Genomic DNA, 23,668 nt, shown 5'->3' with positions numbered 1-23,668 from the left:
TTCGACCGCAGTCGAATGCGCAACTGAGCAACGATTATCACTCCAGGCCGACATCCATGAACAAGCCCGTATCAGCCATCTCCCTGCAGCCGTCCGATCGCCTGGATAGCCAGTCCCCTGACATCGATGCGCTGCTGGGCCGTATCGCCGAGGGGGCAGCTCATCGCGAGCGTGAACGCATTCTGCCATTCGCCGAGGTCGATCTCATTCGTAAGGCGCGTCTGGGCGCACTGCGGCTTCCGGTGGATGTCGGCGGCGCGGGCGCGTCGATCCGCACGCTGTTCGAACTCGTGATCCGGCTCGGCGCGGCCGACGCCAACGTCGCGCATATCCTGCGCAACCACTTCAGCGTGGTCGAACGGCTGGTGCGTCGTCCCAAGGACGAGCAGCACCGGCAATGGCAGAAGGCCGTCGCCGACGGCGCGATCATCGGGCTCGCGGCCACAGAACTCGATACCCCGAAGGTCGGCAATGTCACGCCAAACACCACACTGACCGCCGACGGCGACGATTATCTGCTCAACGGCACCAAATACTACAGCACCGGCACGCTCTATTCCGACTATGTGCTGGTGCGCACGGCCGATACGACAGGCGCCAATGCGGCGGTGCTGATCCCGGTCAACCGCGAGGGTATCGAGCTGATCGACGATTGGGACGGGCTTGGCCAGCGGCTGACCGCAACCGGCACCACGCACTTCCGCAACGTGCGCATCAAGCGCCAGGAGGCGGTGTTCGACGCCCCTGACGCCGGCTACGGCATTCCCTACGCCAACACATTCGCGCAGCTGTTCCTGACCGCAATCAACGCCGGCATCGCGCGCGCGGTGCTGCACGACGCGGCCGAACTGGTGCGATCGCGCAAGCGGACGTTCTACTATGCACCGAGCGAGATTCCGGCGGACGACCCGTTGCTGCAGCAGACCGTCGGCCAGATCGCCAGCGGCGCGTTTGCCGCCGAGACCGTGGTGCTCGCGGCGGCAGAGGCCCTCGACGCCGCCACCGATGCATTCGACGCCGGCGATCCCACTGCTATCGATGCCGCGCACAAGGCCGCGCTGCTCTCGGCAAAAGCCAAGATTGTCGCCGATGAGCTCGCGATCCGCAGCGGCAGCCTGCTGTTCGATGTCGGCGGCGCGTCCGCCACCAAGAAAGCGACCAATTTCGACCGCCACTGGCGCAACGCGCGGACCCTGGCCTCGCACAACCCGAACACCTTCAAGGCCCGGTCGATCGGGCAATATGAGATCAGCGGCACGCCGCTACCCGCCAAGGGCTTCTTCTGATCGGAAGCAGATCCGGCGGCGACGAGAGGGAGAGACCCGATGAGCAAGCCGGACATCCATTTGGTCGACGCGGACCACGAGATCGAGCTGCAGTTTCGACTGGTGATGCGCCGCCTCGCCGGCGGCGTCTGCGTCATCACCGCGGGACGCGGCGATGACATCACCGGGATGACCGTCACCTCGCTGACGTCGCTGAGCGCCTCGCCGCCTCGGCTCCTGGTCAGCATCAACTGGCAGGCCTCCTCTTTTGAGCCGATCGCCCGCCATCGGCTATTCGGTGTCAACATCCTCGGCTCGGACCAGCAGGCGCTGGCGGAACGATTCAGCGACAGCCGCCTGAAAGGCAGGCAGCGTTTCGACGGAACGGCCTGGACCCCTGGTGCTTCCGGCGTCCCGCTGCTGGACCATTCGCTTGCCACGGTCGAATGCCAGGTGGAGGAGATCATCGAACGGCACTCTCACGGCATCATCGTGGGTCGCCTGTCCAGCATGGACGTGTCGCACCGCCTGTCCGGCCTCACCTACTGGAACGGACAGTACGTGCAGATCGATCACGAGGCCGACCTCGATCTCCTCGCCGAAGTCAGTATTCCACTGGCCCATGTCCGCTAGGACAAGAAGAGGCACGCCATGAAGCGCGAAATGCCGCCACAGTCGCCACCATCATCGGCCGGCGTTGCCGGCAGCCCGCCAGGCCGCTGGCAGCTCGACCGGATCGTCGCCGAGCTGCGCGTCTCCAGAGAGGAGACCCACAGCATTCGGCGCGACGGCGATCCGCGGCGCGCCCCATCGCGCGATGCGCTGGAAGCGATCCTCGACGGCCTCACCGAGGCACTGTTCCCGCGGCACTATGGCCAATCGGATCTCGACGGCGAGAACATCGACTATTTTGTCGGCAACACCTTGAGCATCGCGCTGGATTCGCTCAACGCGCAAATCCACCGCGCGGCGCTGTTCGTCGGCGACGAGCTTGAACCGGGTTTCCAGCGCCTTGACGCCGTCGAACTGACGCGCGCGTTCGCTGCGCAATTGCCGCAAGTGCGCGGGCTTCTTGTCAACGATCTGCGCGCGGCCTTTGTCGGCGATCCGGCGGCGCGAAACTTTCCGGAGATCCTGATCGGCTATCCCGGCATGACCGCGATCATCCACCACCGCCTTGCCCATCTCCTGTACCGGCTCGGCGCGAGGCTGGTGGCGCGCCTGATGGCGGAGATCACGCATGCCCGGACTGGCATCGATATTCATCCCGGCGCCAGCATCGGCTCGGGCTTCTTCATCGATCACGGCACCGGCGTCGTGATCGGGGAAACCGCGATCATCGGCGGCAATGTCCGCATCTACCAGGCCGTTACGCTCGGCGCACGGCATTTCCCGACCGACGACGAAGGCAGCCTGATCAAGGGCGACGCCCGTCATCCGATCGTCGCGGACGACGTGGTCATCTATGCCGGCGCCACCATCCTGGGCCGCATCACGATCGGCCGCGGCTCGACTATCGGCGGCAATGTCTGGCTGACCCGGGACGTCCCGCCGAACAGCGTGGTGACCCAGGCCACCGCGCGCAACACGCTGGGCGGCAGCAACGCTTCCGCCTAACCAGCCACCGGCGCCTTCCAGCGCATGAAGTGCCGTTCGATCGCCTCGAGAATGGCATTGCATGCCAGACCGATCACCGTGATTCCGAGAATGCCGAAATACATCTGCGGGATCAGGAAGCTGTACTGGCTGTTGATGATGAGATAGCCAAGGCCGGCCTTGGCGCCGACCATCTCGGACGCCACCAGCACCAGCATGGCCGATGCGCTGGCGAGGCGAATGCCGACGAAGATGGTCGGAAGCGCGGCCGGCAAGATCACCTTGCGGAACAGCTGCTGCGGAGTCGCGCCCATGGTCCGCGCCGACTTGATCAGCAGCGGATCGACCTGCTTCACCGCAGCAACAGTGTTCAGCAGCAGTGGCCAGGCGCAGCTATAGATCACCATCGTGATCTTTGACAATTCGCCGATCCCGAGCAGCAGAATGAACACAGGCAGCAGTGCCAGCGGAGCCGTGTTACGGCAGATCTCGATGAACTGGTTCAGGAGATCGCCAAGCCGGCTGTACCAGCCGACGACGAGCCCGAGCGGGACAATCAAGACGACCGAGATCAGAAATCCGCTCAGCGCGCGCAGCAGGCTGGCGGAGACGTCGTCGTAGAGCTCGCCGGTTTGCGCAAGCTGCCAGCCGGCCGCGATCACCTCCGAGAATGGCGGCAGGAACACTGCATCGATCAGCCCGAGCCGCGGCACCGCCTCCCAGGCGGCCAACAGGATGATCACCAGCAACGAGCGATGCCCGAGTGTAGCCAGGCCGCGAAGCGCCATGCGCAACCGATCGGTGAATGGCGGCCGCCGAGCCTGGAACTGCTCGCGGCGCCCCTGCGCGAGCTCGAGCAATGTCAGCATTTCGAGACTAGACATGGGCAATCTCCGCCACTTCGTAACCCGGACGACGCACACCAGCGGCGTCAGCCAACTGGCCCTGCTGGGCCCTCTGCACCTCGTCGCGGAGCAGGCTCCAGACCTCGTGCCTCACCTGACCGAACTCCGGTAGCGCGCGAACGTCTTCGGATTCGCGGCGCAAGCGCTCGGGAATGTCGATGATTTCCTTGATCCGGCCCGGGCGCGACGTCATCACCGCCACCCGTTGGCCAAGCACGACAGCCTCATCGATGCCATGGGTGATGAAGACGATGGTCTTGCCGGTGGCGCGCCAGATCCGCAGCAGCTCGCCCTGCAGCGTTTCGCGCGTCTGCGCATCGAGCGCGGCGAACGGCTCGTCCATCAGCAGCACCTCCGGGTCATAGGCGAGGCTGCGCGCGATCGCGACGCGCTGTTTCATGCCTCCGGAGAGCTCATGCGGATAGCGATCGGCAAAGCCGGACAGGCCGACCAGATCAAGGAAATGCCGCGCGACCTCGCGCCGCTGCCCGGCCTTGAGACCGGCGATATCGAGCCCAAACTCGACATTCTGCGCCGCGGTCCGCCACGGAAACAGCGCGTATTGCTGGAACACGATGCCGCGATCGCGTCCCGGCCCGGTGATCGGCTGTCCGTCGAGCAGAATGCGGCCACCGGTCGGCGTGGTAAGCCCGCCCAGGAGGTCAAGCAAGGTGGATTTGCCGCAACCGCTCGGGCCGACCAGCGCCAGGAATTCGCCCGAGCGAACATCCAGCGTGATATCTTCCAGCGCCGTGAAGCGGCCCGCCGGCCGGCCGCCCTCGCCCCTCGTCACGAATTCCTTGCGAACCTGCTCGAAGCGGATCTTGACCGAGCTCGTCATCGCGCCTCCGCCGTCTTGCCGGGACGGAAATAGTTGAACTCGTTGGTGTAGGTATCTAACGCCTTGAGCTGCCCCGGCTTGAACAAGCCGTCCTTGACGAGCCAGTCGATCCAGATCTGGATTTCACCGTCGGAGATCAGGCCGCCCTTCGACGCGACGCCGGTGCTCTTCCAGTATTTGATCGGGGAGGCATCCTCATTGCGCTTGCGTTCCGCGACGATCTTCTCGAACCGGGCCCGCACCTCCTCCGGCGGGGTGGTCTGGGCCCATTGGATCGCGCGCGAGATCCCCTCGACCAGCTTGCGCGACGCATTGGGATTGTCCTTGATGAACTTGTCCCGCAGCACATAGGCGCCGCCGGTGAACTGGCCGAACAGATCGGTATCGTTGAACAGCGAATGGATGCCGCCCCGCTCCAGCGCCTTGTCGCGCAGCACGCCGCTGAGCGTACTCACTTCAACCTGGCCTTGGCGCAACACCTGCTCACCGGTCACCGGCGGTATCGCCACCAGCGTCACCTGCCTCGCTTCGCTGGCGCTGAGGCCATTCCGTGCCAGATATTCGCGGAGCACGAATTCGAGATGGGCGCCCAGCGTATTGACCGCGACCTTCTTGCCAATCAGGTCGCGCGCCGTCTTGATCGGACTATCGTCCTTGACGAAGTAGCCCTGATAGGTGTTGGCGTCGGATCCGTAATAGCCGATCACCGCCTTGATCGGCGCTTTCGCCGCGATCAGCTTGAGAATTGCGCCATAGAACGCACCGCCGATGTCGGTATCGCCGGTGACGACAGTCTGGATGTCCTGCGGCCCGCTGATCGTGTTGCCGACCCATTTGAGCTTCAGCGGCGCGAGATAGCCGAGGTCATCGGCCAGTTCCGTGAACGTCACCTGGCCGGCCCAGCCCTGGTAGCGAATCTCGGTCTTCTCGAGCAGTGGCTCGGCAGAGGCCGGCGCCGCCAGCCCGAGTGCCACGGCGCCGGCCAGCACGAACCGCGCGGCCGCGCGTGCGGCGAAACGTCGGACGCGCAGGATTCGGATCAATGCATTCATGTTCGCAACTCCCCTCGATCCGGCCGGATCATGCGGCCTGCGCGGCTTGCTGCTTCGGTGCCTTGATGCGCGTCACGCTGTGGCGACCGTCGATCGATACCGGAACTTCGCCGTCGATCGTGGCGCGGCGCACCGCGCGGCGCTGATCACCATAATCATTGACCGCATAGTGCTGGGTCGCCCGGTTATCCCAGATCGCGACGTCGCCGGCCTTCCAGTTCCAGCGCACGGTGTTCTCCGGCGCCGTGATGTGCGACTGGAACAGGTCGAACAGCTTCTGGCCGTCATATTTCGGCAGGCCGACGAAGCGCTGCACGAAATTGCCGAGCACCAGCGTCCGCTCGCCGGTCTCGGGGTGAACGCGCACCACGGGATGCTCGGTCTCGTAGATCGTGCCGGTGAACACTTCATCGAAATGCTTGCGGTCGGCCTCGCTTGCGCGCGCCTTGACGGCATAGTCGTAGGCGTTGCTGTGAACGGCCCAAAGCTCGTCCGCGAGCCGCCGCAGCGGCGCCGGCAGGTCGAGATAGGCCGCGGCCGTATTCGACCAGATGGTGTCGCCGCCATAGGGCGGAATCACCACCCCGCGCAGCACCGAGATCTTCGGATAGGCATCGACGAACGTCACGTCGGTGTGCCATTGGTCGGCCCGGCCGCCGCCGCGTCCCGAATCCAGCTCGAGGATCGAGGATGTCCCCTTGATCGCGCCGACCGTCGGATGCGGCACCAGCTTGCCGAGCCGCACGGCAAAGCGTTCCTGCTCGGAATCGTCGAGATGCTCCTGGTCGCGGAAGAAAATCACCTTGTGCTCGAGCAGCACCTGGTTGATGGCGCGGACAACCTCGTCGGACAGATCACCCGACAGCTCGACGTTCCTGATCTCCGCTCCAAGCCTCGCCGCACGCTTGACGATATCAGCACGCGGAATGACGTTATCGATGACAGTCGTGTTGCTCATGATCGTGTTCTCACCGCGATCTCCCAGACAAGGCTCCGCCATGCGCCGGTCGCGGGAACGACGGCGGAGACAAACAAACCGGCTTGATGGTGCAGACGCTACTCGGCCGCGACGTGCTCCGGTGGGCGCCAGACCGCCGGCGCATAAAGCTCGGCACCAAAATCGTCGGCGATCGGTCCATTGATGCGCGCCTCGTGCGCCGCCAGATCGGCCAGGAACAGATCGCGGCTGATCCGCGCCACAACAGCGGGAATGTCGCGCTTGAAGCTCGGGACATCGCCGACCGGCAGGCCGAAGCTGACGAAGGCTGCCGGGTTGAAGACATGGATATTCTTCAGGAACGGCGCGCGGCCAGGCTCCCTCTCCAGATATTCATGCCCCGATCCCAGATAGGGATACGCCGCGAGTGTCTCATCGCTTTCCTGGTCACGCGGCGTGAAGCGGTCGCGCCACAGCAGGATCTCATCCGCGAAATCGCGAAGCTCGGTCTGCGCGCCGAGGTCCACGGCATATCCGGTACCGGCGATGGCAAACTCGAACCCGAATTCGCCCTGCGGCGTCACCGCGACGGGACGCCCGCCCTCGAGCCGCACCGCGGTCCACGGCGCGCCCAGATGGAGATGGAAATTGGGAAATGCGACGGCGCGCGAGATTGCGTCCGGCGGCGGGGTCGAACCTGCCCCGCGGAAGCGGATCGCCTGCTGCCAGCGCACGGCATCCGGCAGAGCCCCGTAATTATCGTAGGCCCCCGGATAGCCGCGGATCCGGATCACCGGAAGCGAGGCCAACGTCTCGCGCCGCGCATAGAGGTGGACGTCGCGCGCTCCGGCTTCCAGTGCGACGGCAGCGGCATCGAACGCCGACGCGGCGCTTCCAATCACCGCCACCGATCGGCCTCGCAGTGTTCTGAAGTCGATCCTCTCGGACGTATGCGCATGAATTTGTTTCGGCAGATTGCGCAGCGCGTCCGGAATGATGACGCCGCCGCTTCCGGCAAAGCCGGTCGCAAGCACAATTTTTCGCGCAGTCTCGACCGTCACGCGGCCGCCATGCTCCAGATACAGTCGCAGATGCTCTCCCGCCGGCTCGATACGAACCAGCCGCGTCGCGTAACGAACCGCTACACCGGTAACCTTGCGATACCAATCGAGATAGGCCGCCCAATCAAGCCGTAGAATGCGGTCGAGCGCATCGTAGGCGGCTGCACCGTAGCGCGCCTCGTACCACGCCTGGAACCCGAGACCGGCCAGACCAAGCTCCGGGCCCGGCAGGGCCTTCGGCGTGCGAAGCTTGTGCATGCGCGCACTCGTCAACCACACGCCGGACTCGGTGCCGCCAGCCGCAGCATCGATCACCGAGACCTTCCCGATCCCTGCCCGCCGAAGCGCGAACGCAAAAGCCGAGCCGGATTGTCCACCGCCGACGACGACCACATTGTGATCGATCCCGTCCAGATCGGGCACCCAGTTTTGCGGATCGGGTCCGATCAGGCGCAACGCCTCACGGGCAACACTGTCGGGGTCGGATTGCGGCATGATGATCGGCCTCGCTTTGACGTTGCAAATCGTAAAAGCGATCGATCGCCAGTCAATGAAACGAAACCAGCTTTGTTTTTCACGGCACGCAATGATCGCTTCGTCGCCGACGCAGGCGTTGAAATATTTGCGACGGCCGTCGCTTTCCTCGCCGTTTCGGCGTGCGAGATCAGAACGACTGAAGCGTCTGACGCGCAAGAACGGCACGAGCGACCTGCTGATTTCTTCGCGACGGCTGCACTCGTCTATCATCGCCGATCAACTCACAAGCTTCATGCTGGCTTCCGAGGCAACAATGCAAGTTCATTTCATCGACAGGCTTGCGATCACCGACGTAGAGTCAAGGCATGGCTTGCAAGCCGACGTGCACATAGCGCCGCATTCATGGACGATAGGACACGCCGCAAATGAGTGGTGTCATTAGCCTCGAACACGATACGCAGGAACTGGCGCGCTCCTATGATGAGGCGGGGCTGGTTCAGTTCCGTCACGGCAAGTTCCTGATCGGGCCATTGGCGATCAAGACCGGCGAGCATGTGCTCGATATCGGGACGGGCACCGGCCGGCTCGCCGAATTCGTCGCAGGCCTGGTCGGACCGAATGGCCGGGTGATCGGCATCGATCCGCTCCCTGGCCGCATCGAGATCGCGCGACTTCGCCAGTCGGATCATCTTCAATTCCACACCGGCCGGGCCGAAGACCTCTCAAGCTTCGACGACGGCCAATTCGATGCGGTCTATCTCAACAGCGTCCTCCATTGGGTTGCCGACAAGCGCGGCGCCTTGCGGGAAATCCATCGTGTGCTCAAGCCCGGCGGCCGCCTCGGGCTCAACGTGCAGGACCCATCCCGTCCGCATCAATCCCGCGTGCTGCTGCGCCGGGCCATCGCCGAGGCTGGCCTCGCCGATCGTCGCCAGGATTCCAATCCGGTGCTCGGCCTGACCGATGAAGAACTCAGATCACTGTTCGCGGCCGGCGGCTTCGTCGCCTACCGCAGCGAGCTGCACACGCTGACCGACGTGCACGAAGATGTCAATTCGCTACTCCGATGGTCGGAAGCCAGCGCCTTCGGCAACTTCCTCGAGGCGTTCCCACCGTCCGAGCGCGAACAGATCCGCGGCGCGTTTGCCCGCCTCGTCGAAACGAAACGAACACCGGAAGGGTTGCCTCTGGAGCGTTACCTGCGTTTCGCGTTTGCACACAAGCCATCAACCGGCAACTGACCAGCCAACATTCCGCGAGCCACAGGCATGAGCGATCGACAGCTTTCTCTCAATCTCTTTATCTATCCGGGTGGCCATCACGAGGCGGCCTGGCGCTACAAGGGCTCCGCTGCGGAGCGGATCCTCGACGTCACCTACTATCAGGAGCTGGCGCAGAAGGCCGAGGCGCACAAGTTCGACGCGATCTTCTTTGCCGATGGGCCGGCGCTCGCCGACAATGTCCGCTATGCGCAGCGCTTCCGCTTCGAGCCGATCACCTGGCTTGCCGCCATCGCGGTCGCCACCAGGCGCATCGGCCTGATCGCAACCGCGTCGACGACCTACACCGAACCTTACAATCTCGCGCGTCTGTTCGCCTCGCTCGATCATCTCAGCGGCGGCCGGGCCGGCTGGAACATCGTGACGACGAGCACGGCGCAGGCGGCACAGAACTTCGGCCTGCCCGAGCATCCTCCGCATCATGAACGCTACGAGCGGGCGCGCGAATATCTCGATGTCATCACCAGGCTGTGGGACAGCTGGGAAGACGACGCGTTGATCAACGATCCCGTCTCGGGCGTTTTCGCCGACACCGACAAGATCCACGCCGTCAATCACGTCGGAAAGCACTTTCGCGTCCGCGGCCCCCTCAATATCTCGCGAACGCCGCAGGGACGGCCGGTCTATGTGCAGGCCGGCTCGTCCGACGACGGCCGCGCCTTTGCCGCACGGTTTGCCGAAGCCATTTTCACGGCGCACCAGACCCTGGCGAGCGCCCAGGAGTTCTACGCCGATATCAAGCGGCAAGCCCGTGCCTTCGATCGCAGTCCCGATCAGATCAAGGTCCTGCCGGGCATCAGTCCCTTCATCGCAAGTACGCAAGCCGAAGCGGATCGGCTGCAGGACGAGTTCAATGAACTGATCCAGCCGGAATATTCGCTGACCCAGCTACGCCAGATGATCGGGCTCGATCTCTCCGGCTTCGACCTTGACGGCCCGTTCCCGCGGCATCTGATCGACACCAACGGTGCGCGCGGCGTGGCCAGCCGCTTCAAGCTGGTGGTCGACATCGTTGATCGCGAGAAGCCGACGATCCGCCAGCTCGTCCAGCGCCTGGCCGGCGCCCGCGGCCACTGGGTGATTGCAGGCCCGCCGGAGAAGATCGCCGACAACATCCAGACCTGGTTCGAGAACGGCGCCGCCGACGGCTTCAACGTGATGCCGCCCTGGCTCCCCGGCGGATTCGACGTCTTTGCCGAGCAGGTCGTCCCGATCCTGCGCAAACGCGGCCTGTTCCGCGACGACTACGCCGGCGCGACACTGCGCGACCATTATGGCCTGCACCGGCCGCCGAGCGTCTTCTCCAGCTCCATTCAAGCGATCGCGTGATCGCCTGACGTTTCTCAAGTGGAGCAGATCGGAGAAAACAAGCGACGAGACGCGTTTAGCGCTCGACCGCGACTGCGATCCTGCGAAGGTACTGGAAAAGAAGGTCTTTTCCGTGGTGGGCGCACCAGGGCTCGAACCTGGGACCCGCTGATTAAGAGTCAGCTGCTCTACCAACTGAGCTATGCGCCCGGAACTTGTCCGGAAATGACCCTCGCAAGAGAGGCCGTCGTTTAGCAAAGCGATTCCGCGATGTCCAGCAAGCTGGCGCAACTTTTCCCGACTTTCTGACAGCCGAAAGGCCGCCGGATTCCGGCGGCCTTTCATAGGCTTGGCGAGGATGCCGGCGGCTGGCTCTCAGAGCCGGCCGGAGCGTTCCTGATCCGGGCCGTCGTCGCGGTCGAAATGATGGTCGCGGCCGCCGCGCTCCCAGTGGTCCATGCCGCGCTCGAGGCGATGGCGGCGCCAGCCCTCGGCGCCGAAGCCGCGCCCTTCCATGTGGGTGAGCATGGTCAGCCGCCGCTTCTGGTTGTCGTCAAGCGTTTTGTAGAGCGGATCGGCGGCATCGGCGATCTTCTTCAGCGACGTCGCGGTCGCGGCCATGTTGTCGGCGCGCTCGCGCAGCCGCGCGACCGGATCATCCGGCTTGTCGGCCTTGTCCGCATCGGTCTTCTCCGCGGCCATCCGCGCATTGGCGCGATCGAGCCTCATCTTGGCGAAGTCGCGCACTGCGGCTTCGACCGGCGGCCACAGCTTCTCCTGATCGGCGGTCAGCTTCAGCCCGGCGTGCACCGCGGCAATGCGCGCGTCGAGGAAGGCGGCCCGGTCCTCGGGGCTCATCCGCATCTGGCCATGGAACCACGGGCGATGCTGGGCATAGACCGCGGTCGAACCGGCAATCGTGAGCGCCGCGATACCGGCGAGCAGAACTTTCTTCATCCGAACCTCCTTTGAAGGTTGCCTGAGGATGATACCGCCTGCTGCGGCCTTCAACTTACGGATTGGACAGAGAGAGCTTTCTTGCCAAGATGTAATCCGCTTCATTGCCCGACAGAAACATCCAAAGCGCGAGGTCGCGCTTCGGTTTTCCGATTGTTTGCGCATGATCTTGCCGGAAAACCGCTTCACACTTTTCCGGATCATGCGCTCGCTAGATCATTCCCAACAGCCGCGGCAGCCACAGCGAGATCTCCGGCACGTAGGTGATCAGGCCGAGGAACACCAGCATTGCGCATAGCCACGGCAGGACCGAGATCGTGATCTCGCTGATGCCCATCTTGGCGATACTGCTCGCGATGTAGAGATTGAGCCCGACCGGCGGATGGCACAGCCCGACCTCGGTGTTGACGATCATCAGGATGCCGAGATGCACCGGATGCACGCCGAGCTTGGTCGCCAGCGGAAACAGGATCGGCGCCATGATCAGGAGGATCGACGACGGGTCCATCACGTTGCCGGCGAGCAGCAGGATGACGTTGACCACTAGCAGGAACATCCAGACCGAGAAGTTCTTGTCGATGATCCAGGCCGCCATCTCCTGCGGGATCTGTTCATGCGTCATCAGGAACGAGAACAGCACCGCGTTGGTGATGATGTAGAGCAGCATCGAGCTCATGCTCGCCGCCTGCAACAGCACCTTCGGCACCTCGGAGAGCTTCAGCTCCTTGTAGACGAACACGGTGATGAAGAAGGCGTAGGTCGCGGCGACTGCCGCCGCTTCCGTCGGCGTGAAGATGCCGCCATAGATGCCGCCGAGCACGATCGCGATCAGCGACAGGCCCCAGATGCTTTCGCGGAACGCCGTGAACTGCTGGCCGATGGTCGCGCGCGGCATCTTCGGATAGCCGTTGCGCTGCGCCACGAAGAAGGTCACCGCAGCCAGCATCAGCGCGAGCAGCACGCCCGGGACGATGCCGGCCATGAACAGTGCACCGATCGAGGTGTTGGTCGAGACGCCGTAGAGCACCAGGATGATCGAGGGCGGCACCAGGATGCCGAGCGCTCCCGAGGTCGAGATGACGCCGACGCCGAACCGCTTCGGATAGCCGTGATCGACCATCGCCGGCATCATGATCGAGCCGATCGCAACCACGGTGGCGACGCTCGAGCCCGAGATCGCCGCGAACATCGCGCAAGCCGCGACGCCGGCGAGCCCAAGGCCGCCGGGCAGATGCCCGACCAGCGAGGTCGTGAACGCGATCATGCGCCGCGCGACGCCGCCGCGGGTAAGGAAGGTGCCGGCCAGGATGAAGAACGGGATCGCCATGATGCCGAAATTGTCGAGGCCCGAAAACAGCTTCAGGCCGACGCTCTCGATCGGCACCTCGGTCATGGTGAACAGGAAGGTGAGCACGGTCAGGCCGAGCGAGATCGAGATCGGCATGCCCGTCAGCATCAGGGTAAACAGCAGTCCGAAGATAAGTGCGGCGCTCATCACGCTTCTCCGAGCGCGACGGGCGCGGTCTTGCTGGTCTCGACGCCATCGACATGGGAGGCGTCATGGTGCGGCAGCTCGTCGGTCCACCAGTAATTCCAGCACACCTGCAGGAAGCGGAAGCACATCAGGTAGGAGCCGAGCGGGATGCAGGCGTAGACGATCCAGCTCGGAATCTCGAGGTCGGGCGAGACCTGGTCGGTGTGCATCAGCTCGAACACGAACTTGGCGCCCATGGTGCCGACGATCGCGGTGAACAGCGCGCCGCCGAGCAGGCCGAAGCTGATGGTCCGCTTGCGCCAGGCGTCATTGAGGCGGTTGATCAGCACGTCGACGCCGACATGGATGCCGGTGCGCACGCCATAGGCGGCGCCGAACTTCGCCATCCAGATGAACATGTAGATGCACAGTTCCTGCGACCAGGCGAGATTGATGCCGAACAAATACGGATAGAGCACCGGCACGTCGACCAGGAAGCGGTGCACGACCGTGACGAAGGTCAGAAGCGTCGCAGCGCCCATCAGGCTCGCGATGATGATTTCCTCGAGCCGGTCCAGAATTTTCAGCAGCATTGATCTCCCCTGTCATGGCCTGATGCGGCAACCGGCCACGGCACCCGGGCCGCGGCCTCACGCGGCCGCGGCATTCGTTAGATTTGCGAGACGGCTCTCGGCCGAGAGGCCTGTCCACACACTCAGTCCACCTCTCCCGCCTGCGGGGGAGGTCGCATTGCATCGAAGACGCGATGCGGGTGGGGGCTCTCTCCACAACGTGACTCGCGGAGAGAGCCCCACCCCAACCCTCCCCCGCAAGCGGGAGAGGGAGCGCACCGCCTGTTCGGCGGCTAACAGGCGATCCGCCTTAGTTCATCGGGCTGCGGCCCGTTTCCTTCAGGAATTCGTCGATCAGCGGCTGGCCGACGCGCGAGGCGACGTCCTTGTAGACCGGCATCATCGCCTTGCGCATCGCCTCGTCCTGCTCCGGCGTCAGCGAGATGATCTCGGTCTTGCCGGCCTTCTTGATCTCGGCGAGCGCGTCCTCGTTCTCCTTGGCCGACTGGTTGTTGCCGAACTCGGTGGCTTCCTTCATCGCCTTGTTCAGTTGGTCGCGGATGTCGGCCGGTAGGCCGTCCCAGAACTTCTTGTTCACGACCACGACGTAGCCGATGTAGCCGTGATTGGTGACGGTCGCGTACTTCTGCACCTCATGCATTTTCTGGGTGTAGATGTTCGACCAGGTGTTCTCCTGGCCGTCGACCACGCCAGTCTGCAGCGCCTGGTAGACGTCGGAGAACGCCATCACCTGCGGGATCGAACCGAGCGCGCGGAACTGGGCCTCCAGCACCTTCGACGACTGGATGCGGAATTTCAGTCCCTTGTAATCGGCGGGCGCGACCAGCTTCTTGTTCGCGCTCATCTGCTTGAAGCCGTTGTCCCAATAAGCGAGACCGGTCATGCCCTTGGAGTCCAGCTTCTTGAGCAGCTGGGCGCCGAGCGGACCGTCGGTCACCTTGCGCAGCGATTTCAGGTCGGGGAGGATGTAGGGCAGATCGAAGACTTCGAATTCCTTGATGCCGATCGGGCCGAACTTCGAGTTCGACGGCGCCAGCATCTGCACCGCGCCGAGCTGCAGCGCCTCGAGCTCTTCCTTGTCCTTGTACAGCGTCGAGTTCGGATAGACCTCGACCTTCACCTTGCCGCCGGTGTACTTCTCGGCGAGTTCCTTGAACTTGTCGGCCGCCTTGCCCTTCGGCGTATCCGAGGCCACCACGTGGCTGAACTTGATGACGATCGGCGACTGCGCCGAGGCCTGCCCGACAAAGGTCAAGGCCGCGATCGACGCCGCGGCCAAAATGAACTTACGCATGTTTCCTCCCGCGTATTGCGGAGCACGAATACCGGCCCCGAGACATCCGGTCGCACCATTACAGACAAGCCACGACGATTGCCATTGCCCCTTTAGCAGGGGCTGAATTGCGCCATTGCTGCACTGCAAAAATCGATACGGCGGTATCCCTTTCGGCTCTCGCGACCGCTCAATGACACCGCCCGCACGCTGTGCCCCGCCATGGCGGCGCGGTCAATACGAGGTTTGGCAATGGCGAGTTCGCCGGGCGCGAATGCTGGTGCTTCCTGCCGGCTGTCGTCCCTGGGAAAGCACGACCGATAACCACAGTCCTGTATCGTAGAAGTGAGCTGTGGCCCCGGCGTCGCACAACAATCGTCGTCTGTGATTATGGGTGCCGGGTCGCGCTGCGCTTGCCCGGGACGACACCGAATGTGGTGCGGTCGTGAGCCATACATCTGCGTTCTCGCGACATCATCTGTCCGAGGGCGGCGCGCTCGATGATCAAAATGGCTACCGCCCTTTCGATCGCCGGTAGGGCCGTGGTTATGGGATGCGAATGTCACTGCGTTCAGTGTTTTGTCGACAATCTTGATGGTCGGAATTCTCGTGGTGTGATCGATCTCTTTTGAAACACGTCGATCAGGTGGAATGACTCCAGCTGGATCAAAGGGCGATCTCAAGCAGCGCCGCCGCGATATCCGCGTTGGACCAATAACAGACGGCAAGGGCTTCGGGCGACTGCCCCCGCATCCTCCCCGGCGACCATGTCAAGGGCGGTCATCGGCAGAAATTCTCTTGACCCTCAGTGGGCAAGTTCCGAAATTTCGGCTAGTTGATCTGCGTGGCAATGCAATTAGGGCGGCATGTCCGTCCTTAAGAGGACAAGGTCATGAAATTGTCGTCAAGGTTTGTCGCGCCCTCCGCCGTCGCTTTCCTGTCAACATTCTTGCTGTGCGGCCCTGCTGCGTCGCAAACCGCAACAGGCTCCAGCGCCCCGCTCCCCTCCATCACCGTCGACGCGCCGAAGCCGGCGGCAAGGCCAATCAGGCCGAAGGAGGTCTCAAGCAGCAGATTGGCTGCTCGCCGGACATCGCCGGCCGGTCACACGTCATCCTCGAGCGCGCGAGCGCCGTCGCCTGCGCCGGATACAGTGCTGGGGAGGATTGCCAGTCTGGAGAAGGTCGCCAGCAACTGCAACGGGGGTTGCGAGTCGAGCCTTCCCCACGGCAAAGACCCCTGGGTTGGGTGTAGCGAGTCGGGCGGCGGGCAGACATACGGACCCTACTCGGCAACGTGCAGAGACAACCTCACCTACAAGTCCTACGAGGATTGCCTCGAGACCAAGGTGTTCCTAGGCGAGTACCGAAATCGAGCCCACTGGGTTTGCAGCAGCCTGTCCGCCGCCGGGAAGTTTCAGGTCGCCGAACTCAAGCGATCCAGACATCCGCACTAGAGCCGTTTTCGAGCGAAGTGGATGCCGGTTCGCGTGACGAAAACGCGCCGACAAGAATCCGGGACGTTTTACAGCCGCTGATCACCTGGGCCACACGGCGATATCGACAACGCCCCGCATGGACGCAGCAAACCTGCTGCGTCCATCGATGATGCCAGCCAGCATGGCCCCTCTCGCTTGTCCTCACCGCGACGCGGTGCTGATGTTCTCGCCAAAGAACTTCCATGTCTTGCCGTCGAATTTCGCGAGCTTGAACGTGTCGAAGGTCGAATAGTCTGTCGGCGACACCGATACCGTGATGCCGGGCAGCAAGAGCGGCAGCGAGACCTTGCTCAGGTTAGTGGCCTGCTTCAAAAGATTCTCGCGCGTCAGCACGTCGCCGCAGTTCTTCAGGATGATGGCCGTGAACTGCGCGGACAGATAACCGATCTGGTTGCTGCCATCGATCGGATTGCCTTCCGGATACCACTGCTTCATGAAGGCGAGATAATCCTGCACGCCCTTGTCGGTGTCCCACGCCGGGTCGCCGACCACCTTGGTCGCCAGTGCCGTCATGAGGCCGGTCGATGCTTCGAGGCCAGCAGGCTCGAGCACGCCGCCGATCGAGCTCGCGACGGACACGATGAAGTGCGTCGGCTTCCAGCCGAGATCGGCAACCTTGCGGATTGCCTGCGCGCCGAACTTCGGCGTCGTGATCGTCATCAGCACGTCGGCGCCCGCGGCCTTCAGATTGACGATCTGGGAATCGATCGTGGGATCGGTCACCTCGTAGCTGAGCTCCTTGACGATGAGACCGGCCTTCTCTCCCAGCCCCTCCTTGAAGCCCTTCAGATAGTCCTTGCCGAAGTCGTCATTCTGGTAGATCACGCCGATCTTCGCATTGGGTAGGTCCTTGGCGATGTACTTGGCGTAGATCTTCGCTTCCTGCGCATAGGGCGGATAGAACGGCGTGGTCCACGGGAATTCCTTCGGATCGTTCCACTTCGAGGCCCCGGTGGAGATCAACAGATGCGGGATCTTCTTGCCGTTCAGATATTTTTGGATCGACGAATTTGTCGGCGTGCCCAGCGAGCCGATGTTGGCAAGGATCTCGTCCTGCTCCACCAGCTTGCGCGTCTGCTCCACCGTCTTCGGCGGGCTATAGCCGTCGTCCATGCTCAGCAGCGTGATCTTCCGGCCGTTGATTCCGCCCTGGCTGTTGATCATCTTCCAGTATGCGGCCTCGGCCCTGCCCTGCGTGCCGTACGCCGAAGCCGGACCGCTGTAGGGCATGGTCTGCCCGATCTTGATTCGGTATCGCTGGCGCCGGGATCGTATTTCTTGTCGGCAGCGAGAACCGCCGAAGCGGAAACAAGGCTGAGCGCGGCAACGGCCGCGAGCGTGATGCAACGCATGTGTTCTCCCATTCGCGTCGCTGTTTGCCGCGACGTCCGGCGAGATCATGATCAAGCCCGCGCGAGATGTCGACCCCTGAAGTCGGGACATCGAACTGCACTAGCCGTCGAACGTCACAGCCCCATCCAGTTCATCACGGCACCGAACGTTGCCCAGAGCGTCCATCCGAGCCCGAGCAGGCAGATCAGCGCAGCCGCCATCGCGATCGTCAGCAGCAGGCCGTCCTCCTGCAGGTAGGCGACCGCGATCAGGACGACCACCATTCCCGGAATGACGTTCACCAGAGGCAGCGGCCAGCCTGCCGAGAAGGCCAGGAGAAACACGACCAATCCGACGAGGCGGTCGATCACGTCGCGACGCGCGTCCCAGCGCGGCCGGCTGATGCGCTCGATCGCCTGCAGCATTGGACGGACAAGGACGGTGAACCGCTTGAAGCGCTTGAAGTCGAACTGTCGCTTCGACAGGAAGCGCGGAAACGATGGCGCGCTGCGGCCACGCATCATCTCGACCGCCGGAAACAGCAACGCCAGCGTCGCGACCGTCGCGACGCCGGGGACGATAACCAGCAGCCCCAGGAGCAGCAGGAGCAGGCCGAACGACCGCTTGTCCAGGTTGCTGAGGAGCCATTCGAGATCGACGGGGCCGTCCGGTGCTTGAGCGACGAGTTCCTCAAGAAGTTGGGACGTGTGCGTGGGCGCCAATGGGGCTCCGGACGAGGGGGACATAGCTGCCAAAGTGGTCAGACTCGGCATCGATTGCAACAGCTGCCGAAGCAGACTAGGAAGCATGGGTGACCAACGATTCCGACCAGGCATGGCAGCTCCATGCGCCGTCAAGCCCGATTCCCGCCGTGCGCCGCCGCTGGCCGTGGTTCCTGCTGATCGTCGTCCTCGCCTGTGCGGGCGCCGGGGGTGTCTACGCCTGGCCCCAGATCGCGCCGCTGGTCCCCTCCCTGGGCAACGCTGCGGCCAGCGACAGGGTGGCTGCAGGCGACAAGGAGACGTTGCCGGATCTGCTCGCGACCCAGCAGAAGCTCGAGGATGACATCGGCGCACTCAGCAAGTCGGTGGCGGACCAGCAGGAGCAGCTGAAGACCGTCGTCGACCAATTGGCGAGCCTGACGTCGAAGGTCGACGCGCTCCAGCGCCCCGCTCCAGCCTCTGTGCCATTGCCGGCCACGGCAGCGGCCGACCAGCCGCATGCACCGGTGGCACAGTCTGCCCCGAAGCCCCGAAAGCCGCCGCCGGTTCGGACGCCAAAACCGGCAGGTCCGATTTCGACCGGTGGTGCGCCGCTCAACGCGGCACCCGGCGCCGGGGATCGCTGAGCCGCGTCGCCGTCAGCGCAAGATCAGCGCAACAGTCGGCGACGGCAGCTATCCGCGCGGCCGCTCCATGCCCGCCCGCCTGATTGCCGCGCGCAAGATAGCGGTATCCGAGGAAAGAAAATCGATCAGGCGCCTGGCTGCGGCAGGCGACTTTGAGTCGCTGACGACAGCGGCCGTGAAGGTCTGCACAAGCTGCAGATCCGGAGGCAGCAGACCGACGACCTCGATACCGGTCTCCTGCACCAGCTCGCTGGTCGGCCCAATCGAGAAATTTGCCTTGCCCACGCGCAGCGCTTCGGCCGCCTCGGTCCCGCGCGCCTCGAGGGTGAGCTGCACCGAGTCCGGCAGGTTCAGCCTGGGGAAGACCTGGTCGCGGACGAATTGTCCGCTCGTGCTGCTTGGCGCCACCACCTCGCCCGCATCGATCAAGGCTTTCCTGAGTGCAGCAGCGTTGCCGATGTCGGGCTTCGGAGCGCCTGAGCGAACCGCGGCCGCCAAGGGAGCCGTCGCCAGGCCCGTGTCGGATCCCGCACGAATCCGCCCGTCTTCGTTCAGCTTGTGCAGTCCCTCCCGCGAAAGGATCACCACATCCGCATTGCTGCCGTGCGCGAGCTGGTGCCTGATCGTTTTCGGACCGATGCCCTCCGATGCGCCGGATCCGGTTTCCACCTTGATGCCGGTGCTGCGCTCGAACTCGGGCAGGACTTCCCGGTAGACCGCAGCGAAGCCGCCGGAAATGATGACCCTGATCGTTTCGGGGCTATCGGCGATTGCCGGCGTCAAGGCTGCGGCACCATGTCGGCGGCAAGTTGGCTCATTTCTGAAGGTTTGCGGCAAACAGCTTGGCCGCCTCGGCCTTCGATTCCTGATCGGCCTTGGCGTCGTATCTGAGCGGCAGGTTGAACTTCTTGCCGAGCTCGGTGGCTTCGGGGTTCGTGAACGCGTGCACGGCGCCCGGATATTCGATAATCCGGTAATCGGCCTTCGCTGCGTCAAAATCCTTCTTCAGCGCATCATACTGCTCGCGCTTCACGAACGGGTCGTCGGCACCGTTCAGAATCAGGATTTTCGCCTTGACGGTGCCCGGCGCTGGCGCCGGCGTGTTGAGCCCGAGCGTCGCGTGAAAGCCCGCAACGGCGGCGAGATCGGCGCCGGCGCGCGCCATGTTCAGCACCACCGCGCCGCCGAAGCAGTAACCAACGGCGCCGATCCGCTGCGGATTGACCGAAGCCTGCTTGGCGAGCTGCTCGCGCGCGGCGTTGAAGCGTTGCTCCATCACCTTCGGGTTCTTCATCACCGACCCGGACAGTGCGCCGGCGTCCTTCGGGTTGTCGGCAGTCTTGGCGTCGCCGTACATGTCCGCAATGAAGGCTGTGTAGCCCTGCTCCGCGAACTTCCGCGCCTCGTTATGGATATGCGGGGTGATGCCCCACCATTCGTGCACCATGACGATGCCGGGCCGCTTGGCCTGCGTCGCGTCGTCATAGACGACGAAGCCCTTCATCGTGGTCTCGCCGTCCGAGTAGGTGACCGGCTCTTCCTTGACCGCGGCGTGTGCGCTCGCGACCATTGCGATGGCGCAAAGTGCTCCGACGATGATCGTTCGCATGCTGATCTCCCTGCGGGTTGGCGTCGCCGCGTTGCGTTTTGTTTTGACCCGGACGGCTATTCCGCAGCGGTCCGGATATCGATCTTCTCGGCGCGGACCGCGCAGAACTTGAACTCCGGAATCTTGCCGAACGGATCGAGCGCCGGGTTGGTCAGCAGATTCGCCGCCGCTTCCGCGTAGCAGAACGGCATGAAGACCATGTTCTCCGGCACGTCGCGGTCGGCGCGCACCTTGACCTCGACCGCGCCGCGGCGCGTCTCGAGGCGGATGAAGTCGCCCGGCGCGAGCCCCTTCTTGCGCATGTCCTTCGGGGTCATGAACGCGACCGCTTCGGGCTCGATCTGGTCGAGCACCTGCGCGCGGCGCGTCATCGAGCCGGTGTGCCAATGCTCGAGCACGCGGCCGGTCGACAGCACCATCGGGTACTCGTCGTCGGGCAATTCGTCCGGCGGGATCACCTTGGCCGGCACGATCTTGCCGCGACCGCTCTCGGTCGGGAAACCGGTCGTGAAGATGATCTCATTGCCCGGCTTGTCAGGATCGTCGACCGGATAGGTCACCGCGCCCTCGCGAACCAGCCGCTCCCAGGTGATGTTCTTCAGCGACGGCATCAGCTGTGCCATCTCGGTGAACACCTCGCCCGGCCCCGCATAATTCCAGGCCAGTCCCATCCGCTTGGCAATCTCCTGGATGATCCAGAGATCCTGCCGCGCATCGCCCGGCGGCTTGATCACCTCGCGCGCCAGCTGCACACGGCGGTCGGTGTTGGTGAACGAGCCGGACTTTTCGGCGAACGCCGAGGCCGGCAGGATGACGTCGGCGTGGAACGCCGTCTCGGTGACGAACAGATCCTGCACGACGAGATGATCGAGCTTGGCCAGCGCCTGGCGCGCGTGCTGCAAATCCGGATCGGACATCGCCGGATTTTCACCCTCGACATACATGCCGTGGATTTCGCCGGCGTGGATCGCGTTCATGATCTCGACGACGGTCAGCCCGCGCACCGGATCGAGCTGCTGCCCCCACAGTCTCTCGAAGGCGCCGCGCATGTCGTCGCGGCCGACCGGCTGGTAGTCCGGCAGGAACATCGGGATCAGGCCGGCGTCGGAAGCGCCCTGCACGTTGTTCTGCCCGCGCAGCGGATGCAGCCCGGTGCCGGGGCGGCCGACCTGGCCGGTGATCAGCGCGAGCGCAATCAGGCAGCGCGCATTGTCGGTGCCGTGGACATGCTGGCTGATACCCATGCCCCAGAAGATGATCGACGACTTGGCGCGGGCGTAGTCACGCGCCACCTCGCGCAGCGTCTCGGCGGGAATGCCGCAGATCGGCGACATGCGCTCCGGCGTGAACTCCTGGATCTTCGCCTTCAGCTCGTCATAGCCTTCGGTATAGCCGGCGATGTACTGCTCGTCGGTCAGGCCTTCGGTGATGATCGTGTGGATCATCGCGTTCAGCATCGCGACGTCACTGCCCGGCTTGAAGGCGAGATGCTGCGTGGCGTGCCGCGACAGCGCCTGCCGGCGCGGGTCCATCACGTAGAGCTTGGCACCGCGCTTCGCTGCGTTCTTGATGAAGGTCGCGGCGACCGGATGGTTCACGGTCGGATTGGCGCCGATCACCCAGATCACCTCGGCGTCGGCGGCGGCCGAGAACGGCGCCGACACCGCGCCGGAGCTCAGCCCCTCGAACAAGGCCGCCACCGACGAGGCGTGACACAGCCGCGTGCAGTGGTCGACATTGTTGGAGCCGAAGCCAGTGCGGACCAGCTTCTGGAACAGGTAGGCCTCCTCGTTCGAGCCCTTGGCCGAGCCGAACCCGGCGAGCGCCTTGGCGCCCTTCTCGTCGCGGATCTTCTTCAAGCCGGCCGCGGCGAGGTCGAGCGCCTCTTCCCAGGATGCTTCACGGAAATGGGTGTAGGGATTGGCCGGATCGACCTGGTCGTTGGCATCCTTCTTCACACCCGGCAGCCGCACCAGCGGCTTGGTCAGCCGGTTCGGGTGGTGGATGTAGTCGAAGCCGAAGCGGCCCTTGACGCAGAGCCGGTTGTGATTGGCGGGACCATCACGGCCTTCGGCGTAGATCACCTTCTCGTCCTTGACCTCGTACGTGACCTGACAGCCGACGCCGCAATACGGGCACAGCGAATCCACCTTGCGGTCGGGCCAGGTGACGCGCGTCTGCTTGTCGTCGAGCATCACCGCCGGCATCAGCGCGCCGGTGGGACACGCCTGGACGCATTCGCCGCAGGCGACGCAGGTCGATTCGCCCATCGGATCGTCGAAGTCGAACACGATTTTCGAGCCGTGATTACGATAAGCCATGCCGATCACGTCGTTGACCTGCACCTCGCGGCACGCCCGCACGCACAGGCCGCACTGGATGCAGGCGTCGAGATTGACGCGCATCGCCGGGTGGCTGGTGTCGGCGTGCCAACGCTCGGTGGCGGGGAAGCGGCTTTCGGTCACGCCGGTCTTCTCGGCCCAGTGCCAGAATTTCGAATCCGGATCGTGCGAGGTCTCGCGCGGCGGCTGGTCGGCGACGAGCAGCTCCATCACCATCTTCTGCGCCGCGACGGCGCGCTGGCTGGCCGACTTCACCTTCATGCCGACCGAAGGCGTCCGCTTGCAGGACGCCGCCAGCACGCGCTCGCCTTCGATCTCGACCATGCAGGCACGGCAATTGCCGTCCGGCCGATAGTCCGGCGCGGGCGAATAGCACAGATGCGGGATCTCGGTGCCCTGGCGCTTGGCGACCTGCCAGATCGTTTCGCCGGCCCGCGCCTCGACCTGGTGCCCGTCGAGCTCGAACTGGATCGTCTGGCCAGAGTTGTGATCGTTGCTCATTCAAATCCTCGTCGAAGTT

20 protein-coding genes, 1 tRNA gene and 1 pseudogene are annotated in these 23,668 nt (G+C 64.0%); 7 read left to right on the top strand and 15 right to left on the bottom strand.

Features of this window, described 5'->3' with window-relative positions; genetic code table 11:
* Positions 1 to 56 precede the first annotated feature (56 nt).
* The 3 genes from AC066Y_RS07110 to epsC are packed head-to-tail and all read left to right on the top strand — an operon-like array spanning position 57 to position 2,882.
* Positions 57 to 1,286 carry an acyl-CoA dehydrogenase family protein gene (locus tag AC066Y_RS07110; RefSeq protein WP_478273246.1) on the top strand — a complete coding sequence of 410 codons (1,230 nt, stop codon included), beginning with the start codon at positions 57 to 59 and terminating at the stop codon, positions 1,284 to 1,286.
* A 39-nt stretch (positions 1,287 to 1,325) separates the two neighbouring features.
* Positions 1,326 to 1,898, top strand: coding sequence for a flavin reductase family protein (locus AC066Y_RS07105; RefSeq protein WP_478273245.1), 573 nt, complete (start codon positions 1,326 to 1,328; stop codon positions 1,896 to 1,898).
* An 18-nt stretch (positions 1,899 to 1,916) separates the two neighbouring features.
* Positions 1,917 to 2,882, top strand: a complete 966-nt coding sequence (epsC, locus tag AC066Y_RS07100; protein WP_478273244.1) for a serine O-acetyltransferase EpsC — start codon at positions 1,917 to 1,919, stop codon at positions 2,880 to 2,882.
* Here epsC and AC066Y_RS07095 read toward each other — a convergent pair.
* The 5 genes from AC066Y_RS07095 to AC066Y_RS07075 all read right to left on the bottom strand — a co-directional run bounded on the left by AC066Y_RS07095 (position 2,879) and on the right by AC066Y_RS07075 (position 8,152).
* A complete protein-coding gene (locus tag AC066Y_RS07095) occupies positions 2,879 to 3,745 on the bottom strand; it encodes an ABC transporter permease (RefSeq protein ID WP_478273243.1) in 867 nt (288 codons plus the stop codon). The two genes, epsC and AC066Y_RS07095, sit on opposite strands and share 4 nt — an antisense overlap.
* Positions 3,738 to 4,607 carry an ABC transporter ATP-binding protein gene (locus tag AC066Y_RS07090; RefSeq protein WP_478273242.1) on the bottom strand — a complete coding sequence of 290 codons (870 nt, stop codon included), beginning with the start codon at positions 4,605 to 4,607 and terminating at the stop codon, positions 3,738 to 3,740. The genes AC066Y_RS07095 and AC066Y_RS07090 overlap by 8 nt, the downstream gene beginning before the upstream one ends.
* Positions 4,604 to 5,659: an ABC transporter substrate-binding protein gene (locus AC066Y_RS07085; protein ID WP_478273241.1), complete on the bottom strand. Its 1,056-nt coding sequence runs from the start codon at positions 5,657 to 5,659 to the stop codon at positions 4,604 to 4,606. The genes AC066Y_RS07090 and AC066Y_RS07085 overlap by 4 nt, the downstream gene beginning before the upstream one ends.
* Before the next feature lie 28 nt (positions 5,660 to 5,687).
* Complete coding sequence (locus AC066Y_RS07080) at positions 5,688 to 6,617, bottom strand: TauD/TfdA dioxygenase family protein (RefSeq protein WP_478273240.1); 930 nt, start codon at positions 6,615 to 6,617, stop codon at positions 5,688 to 5,690.
* A 98-nt stretch (positions 6,618 to 6,715) separates the two neighbouring features.
* Positions 6,716 to 8,152 (bottom strand): FAD-dependent oxidoreductase, encoded by a 1,437-nt coding sequence (locus tag AC066Y_RS07075; protein WP_478273239.1) that lies wholly within the window; start codon positions 8,150 to 8,152, stop codon positions 6,716 to 6,718.
* Between AC066Y_RS07075 and AC066Y_RS07070 the strand changes: the two genes are divergently transcribed.
* The 3 genes from AC066Y_RS07070 to AC066Y_RS07060 are packed head-to-tail and all read left to right on the top strand — an operon-like array spanning position 8,151 to position 10,743.
* A complete protein-coding gene (locus tag AC066Y_RS07070; RefSeq protein WP_478273238.1) occupies positions 8,151 to 8,576 on the top strand; it encodes a hypothetical protein in 426 nt (141 codons plus the stop codon). The genes AC066Y_RS07075 and AC066Y_RS07070 overlap by 2 nt on opposite strands.
* Positions 8,560 to 9,375 carry a class I SAM-dependent methyltransferase gene (locus AC066Y_RS07065; RefSeq protein WP_478273237.1) on the top strand — a complete coding sequence of 272 codons (816 nt, stop codon included), beginning with the start codon at positions 8,560 to 8,562 and terminating at the stop codon, positions 9,373 to 9,375. The genes AC066Y_RS07070 and AC066Y_RS07065 overlap by 17 nt, the downstream gene beginning before the upstream one ends.
* A 27-nt stretch (positions 9,376 to 9,402) precedes the next feature.
* Positions 9,403 to 10,743 carry an LLM class flavin-dependent oxidoreductase gene (locus AC066Y_RS07060; protein ID WP_478273236.1) on the top strand — a complete coding sequence of 447 codons (1,341 nt, stop codon included), beginning with the start codon at positions 9,403 to 9,405 and terminating at the stop codon, positions 10,741 to 10,743.
* Positions 10,744 to 10,856: 113 nt separating this feature from the next.
* On the opposite strand, the gene AC066Y_RS07055 is transcribed toward AC066Y_RS07060, so the two are convergent.
* The 7 genes and pseudogenes from AC066Y_RS07055 to AC066Y_RS07025 all read right to left on the bottom strand — a co-directional run bounded on the left by AC066Y_RS07055 (position 10,857) and on the right by AC066Y_RS07025 (position 18,571).
* Positions 10,857 to 10,932 (bottom strand) — tRNA-Lys (locus tag AC066Y_RS07055).
* Positions 10,933 to 11,097: 165 nt separating this feature from the next.
* Positions 11,098 to 11,679, bottom strand: a complete 582-nt coding sequence (locus AC066Y_RS07050) for a Spy/CpxP family protein refolding chaperone (protein WP_478273235.1) — start codon at positions 11,677 to 11,679, stop codon at positions 11,098 to 11,100.
* Between the two features lie 211 nt (positions 11,680 to 11,890).
* On the bottom strand, positions 11,891 to 13,174 hold the full coding sequence (locus AC066Y_RS07045) for a TRAP transporter large permease (protein WP_478273234.1): 1,284 nt from the start codon (positions 13,172 to 13,174) through the stop codon (positions 11,891 to 11,893).
* Positions 13,174 to 13,746, bottom strand: coding sequence for a TRAP transporter small permease (locus tag AC066Y_RS07040; protein WP_092115779.1), 573 nt, complete (start codon positions 13,744 to 13,746; stop codon positions 13,174 to 13,176). Before AC066Y_RS07040 ends, AC066Y_RS07045 begins: the two co-directional genes overlap by 1 nt.
* A 289-nt stretch (positions 13,747 to 14,035) precedes the next feature.
* Complete coding sequence (locus AC066Y_RS07035; protein ID WP_342727745.1) at positions 14,036 to 15,040, bottom strand: TRAP transporter substrate-binding protein; 1,005 nt, start codon at positions 15,038 to 15,040, stop codon at positions 14,036 to 14,038.
* 1,618 nt (positions 15,041 to 16,658) lie between these two features.
* Positions 16,659 to 17,869: pseudogene (locus AC066Y_RS07030) on the bottom strand (ABC transporter substrate-binding protein).
* Positions 17,870 to 17,983: 114 nt separating this feature from the next.
* On the bottom strand, positions 17,984 to 18,571 hold the full coding sequence (locus AC066Y_RS07025; RefSeq protein ID WP_478273233.1) for an exopolysaccharide biosynthesis protein: 588 nt from the start codon (positions 18,569 to 18,571) through the stop codon (positions 17,984 to 17,986).
* An 89-nt stretch (positions 18,572 to 18,660) separates the two neighbouring features.
* Between AC066Y_RS07025 and AC066Y_RS07020 the strand changes: the two genes are divergently transcribed.
* Positions 18,661 to 19,197 (top strand): hypothetical protein, encoded by a 537-nt coding sequence (locus AC066Y_RS07020; protein WP_478273232.1) that lies wholly within the window; start codon positions 18,661 to 18,663, stop codon positions 19,195 to 19,197.
* Between the two features lie 48 nt (positions 19,198 to 19,245).
* On the opposite strand, the gene AC066Y_RS07015 is transcribed toward AC066Y_RS07020, so the two are convergent.
* The 3 genes from AC066Y_RS07015 to fdhF are packed head-to-tail and all read right to left on the bottom strand — an operon-like array spanning position 19,246 to position 23,649.
* Complete coding sequence (locus AC066Y_RS07015) at positions 19,246 to 19,980, bottom strand: substrate-binding domain-containing protein (protein ID WP_478273231.1); 735 nt, start codon at positions 19,978 to 19,980, stop codon at positions 19,246 to 19,248.
* Positions 19,981 to 20,011: 31 nt separating this feature from the next.
* Positions 20,012 to 20,806, bottom strand: a complete 795-nt coding sequence (locus AC066Y_RS07010) for a dienelactone hydrolase family protein (RefSeq protein WP_478273230.1) — start codon at positions 20,804 to 20,806, stop codon at positions 20,012 to 20,014.
* Between the two features lie 56 nt (positions 20,807 to 20,862).
* Positions 20,863 to 23,649, bottom strand: a complete 2,787-nt coding sequence (gene fdhF, locus AC066Y_RS07005; RefSeq protein ID WP_478273229.1) for a formate dehydrogenase subunit alpha — start codon at positions 23,647 to 23,649, stop codon at positions 20,863 to 20,865.
* Positions 23,650 to 23,668: the final 19 nt, after the last annotated feature.

The organism is Bradyrhizobium sp. USDA3010, assembly GCF_056429065.1.
Note: the sequence above shows the minus strand (reverse complement) of the source record. Positions and strands in the feature narration are given on the sequence as shown.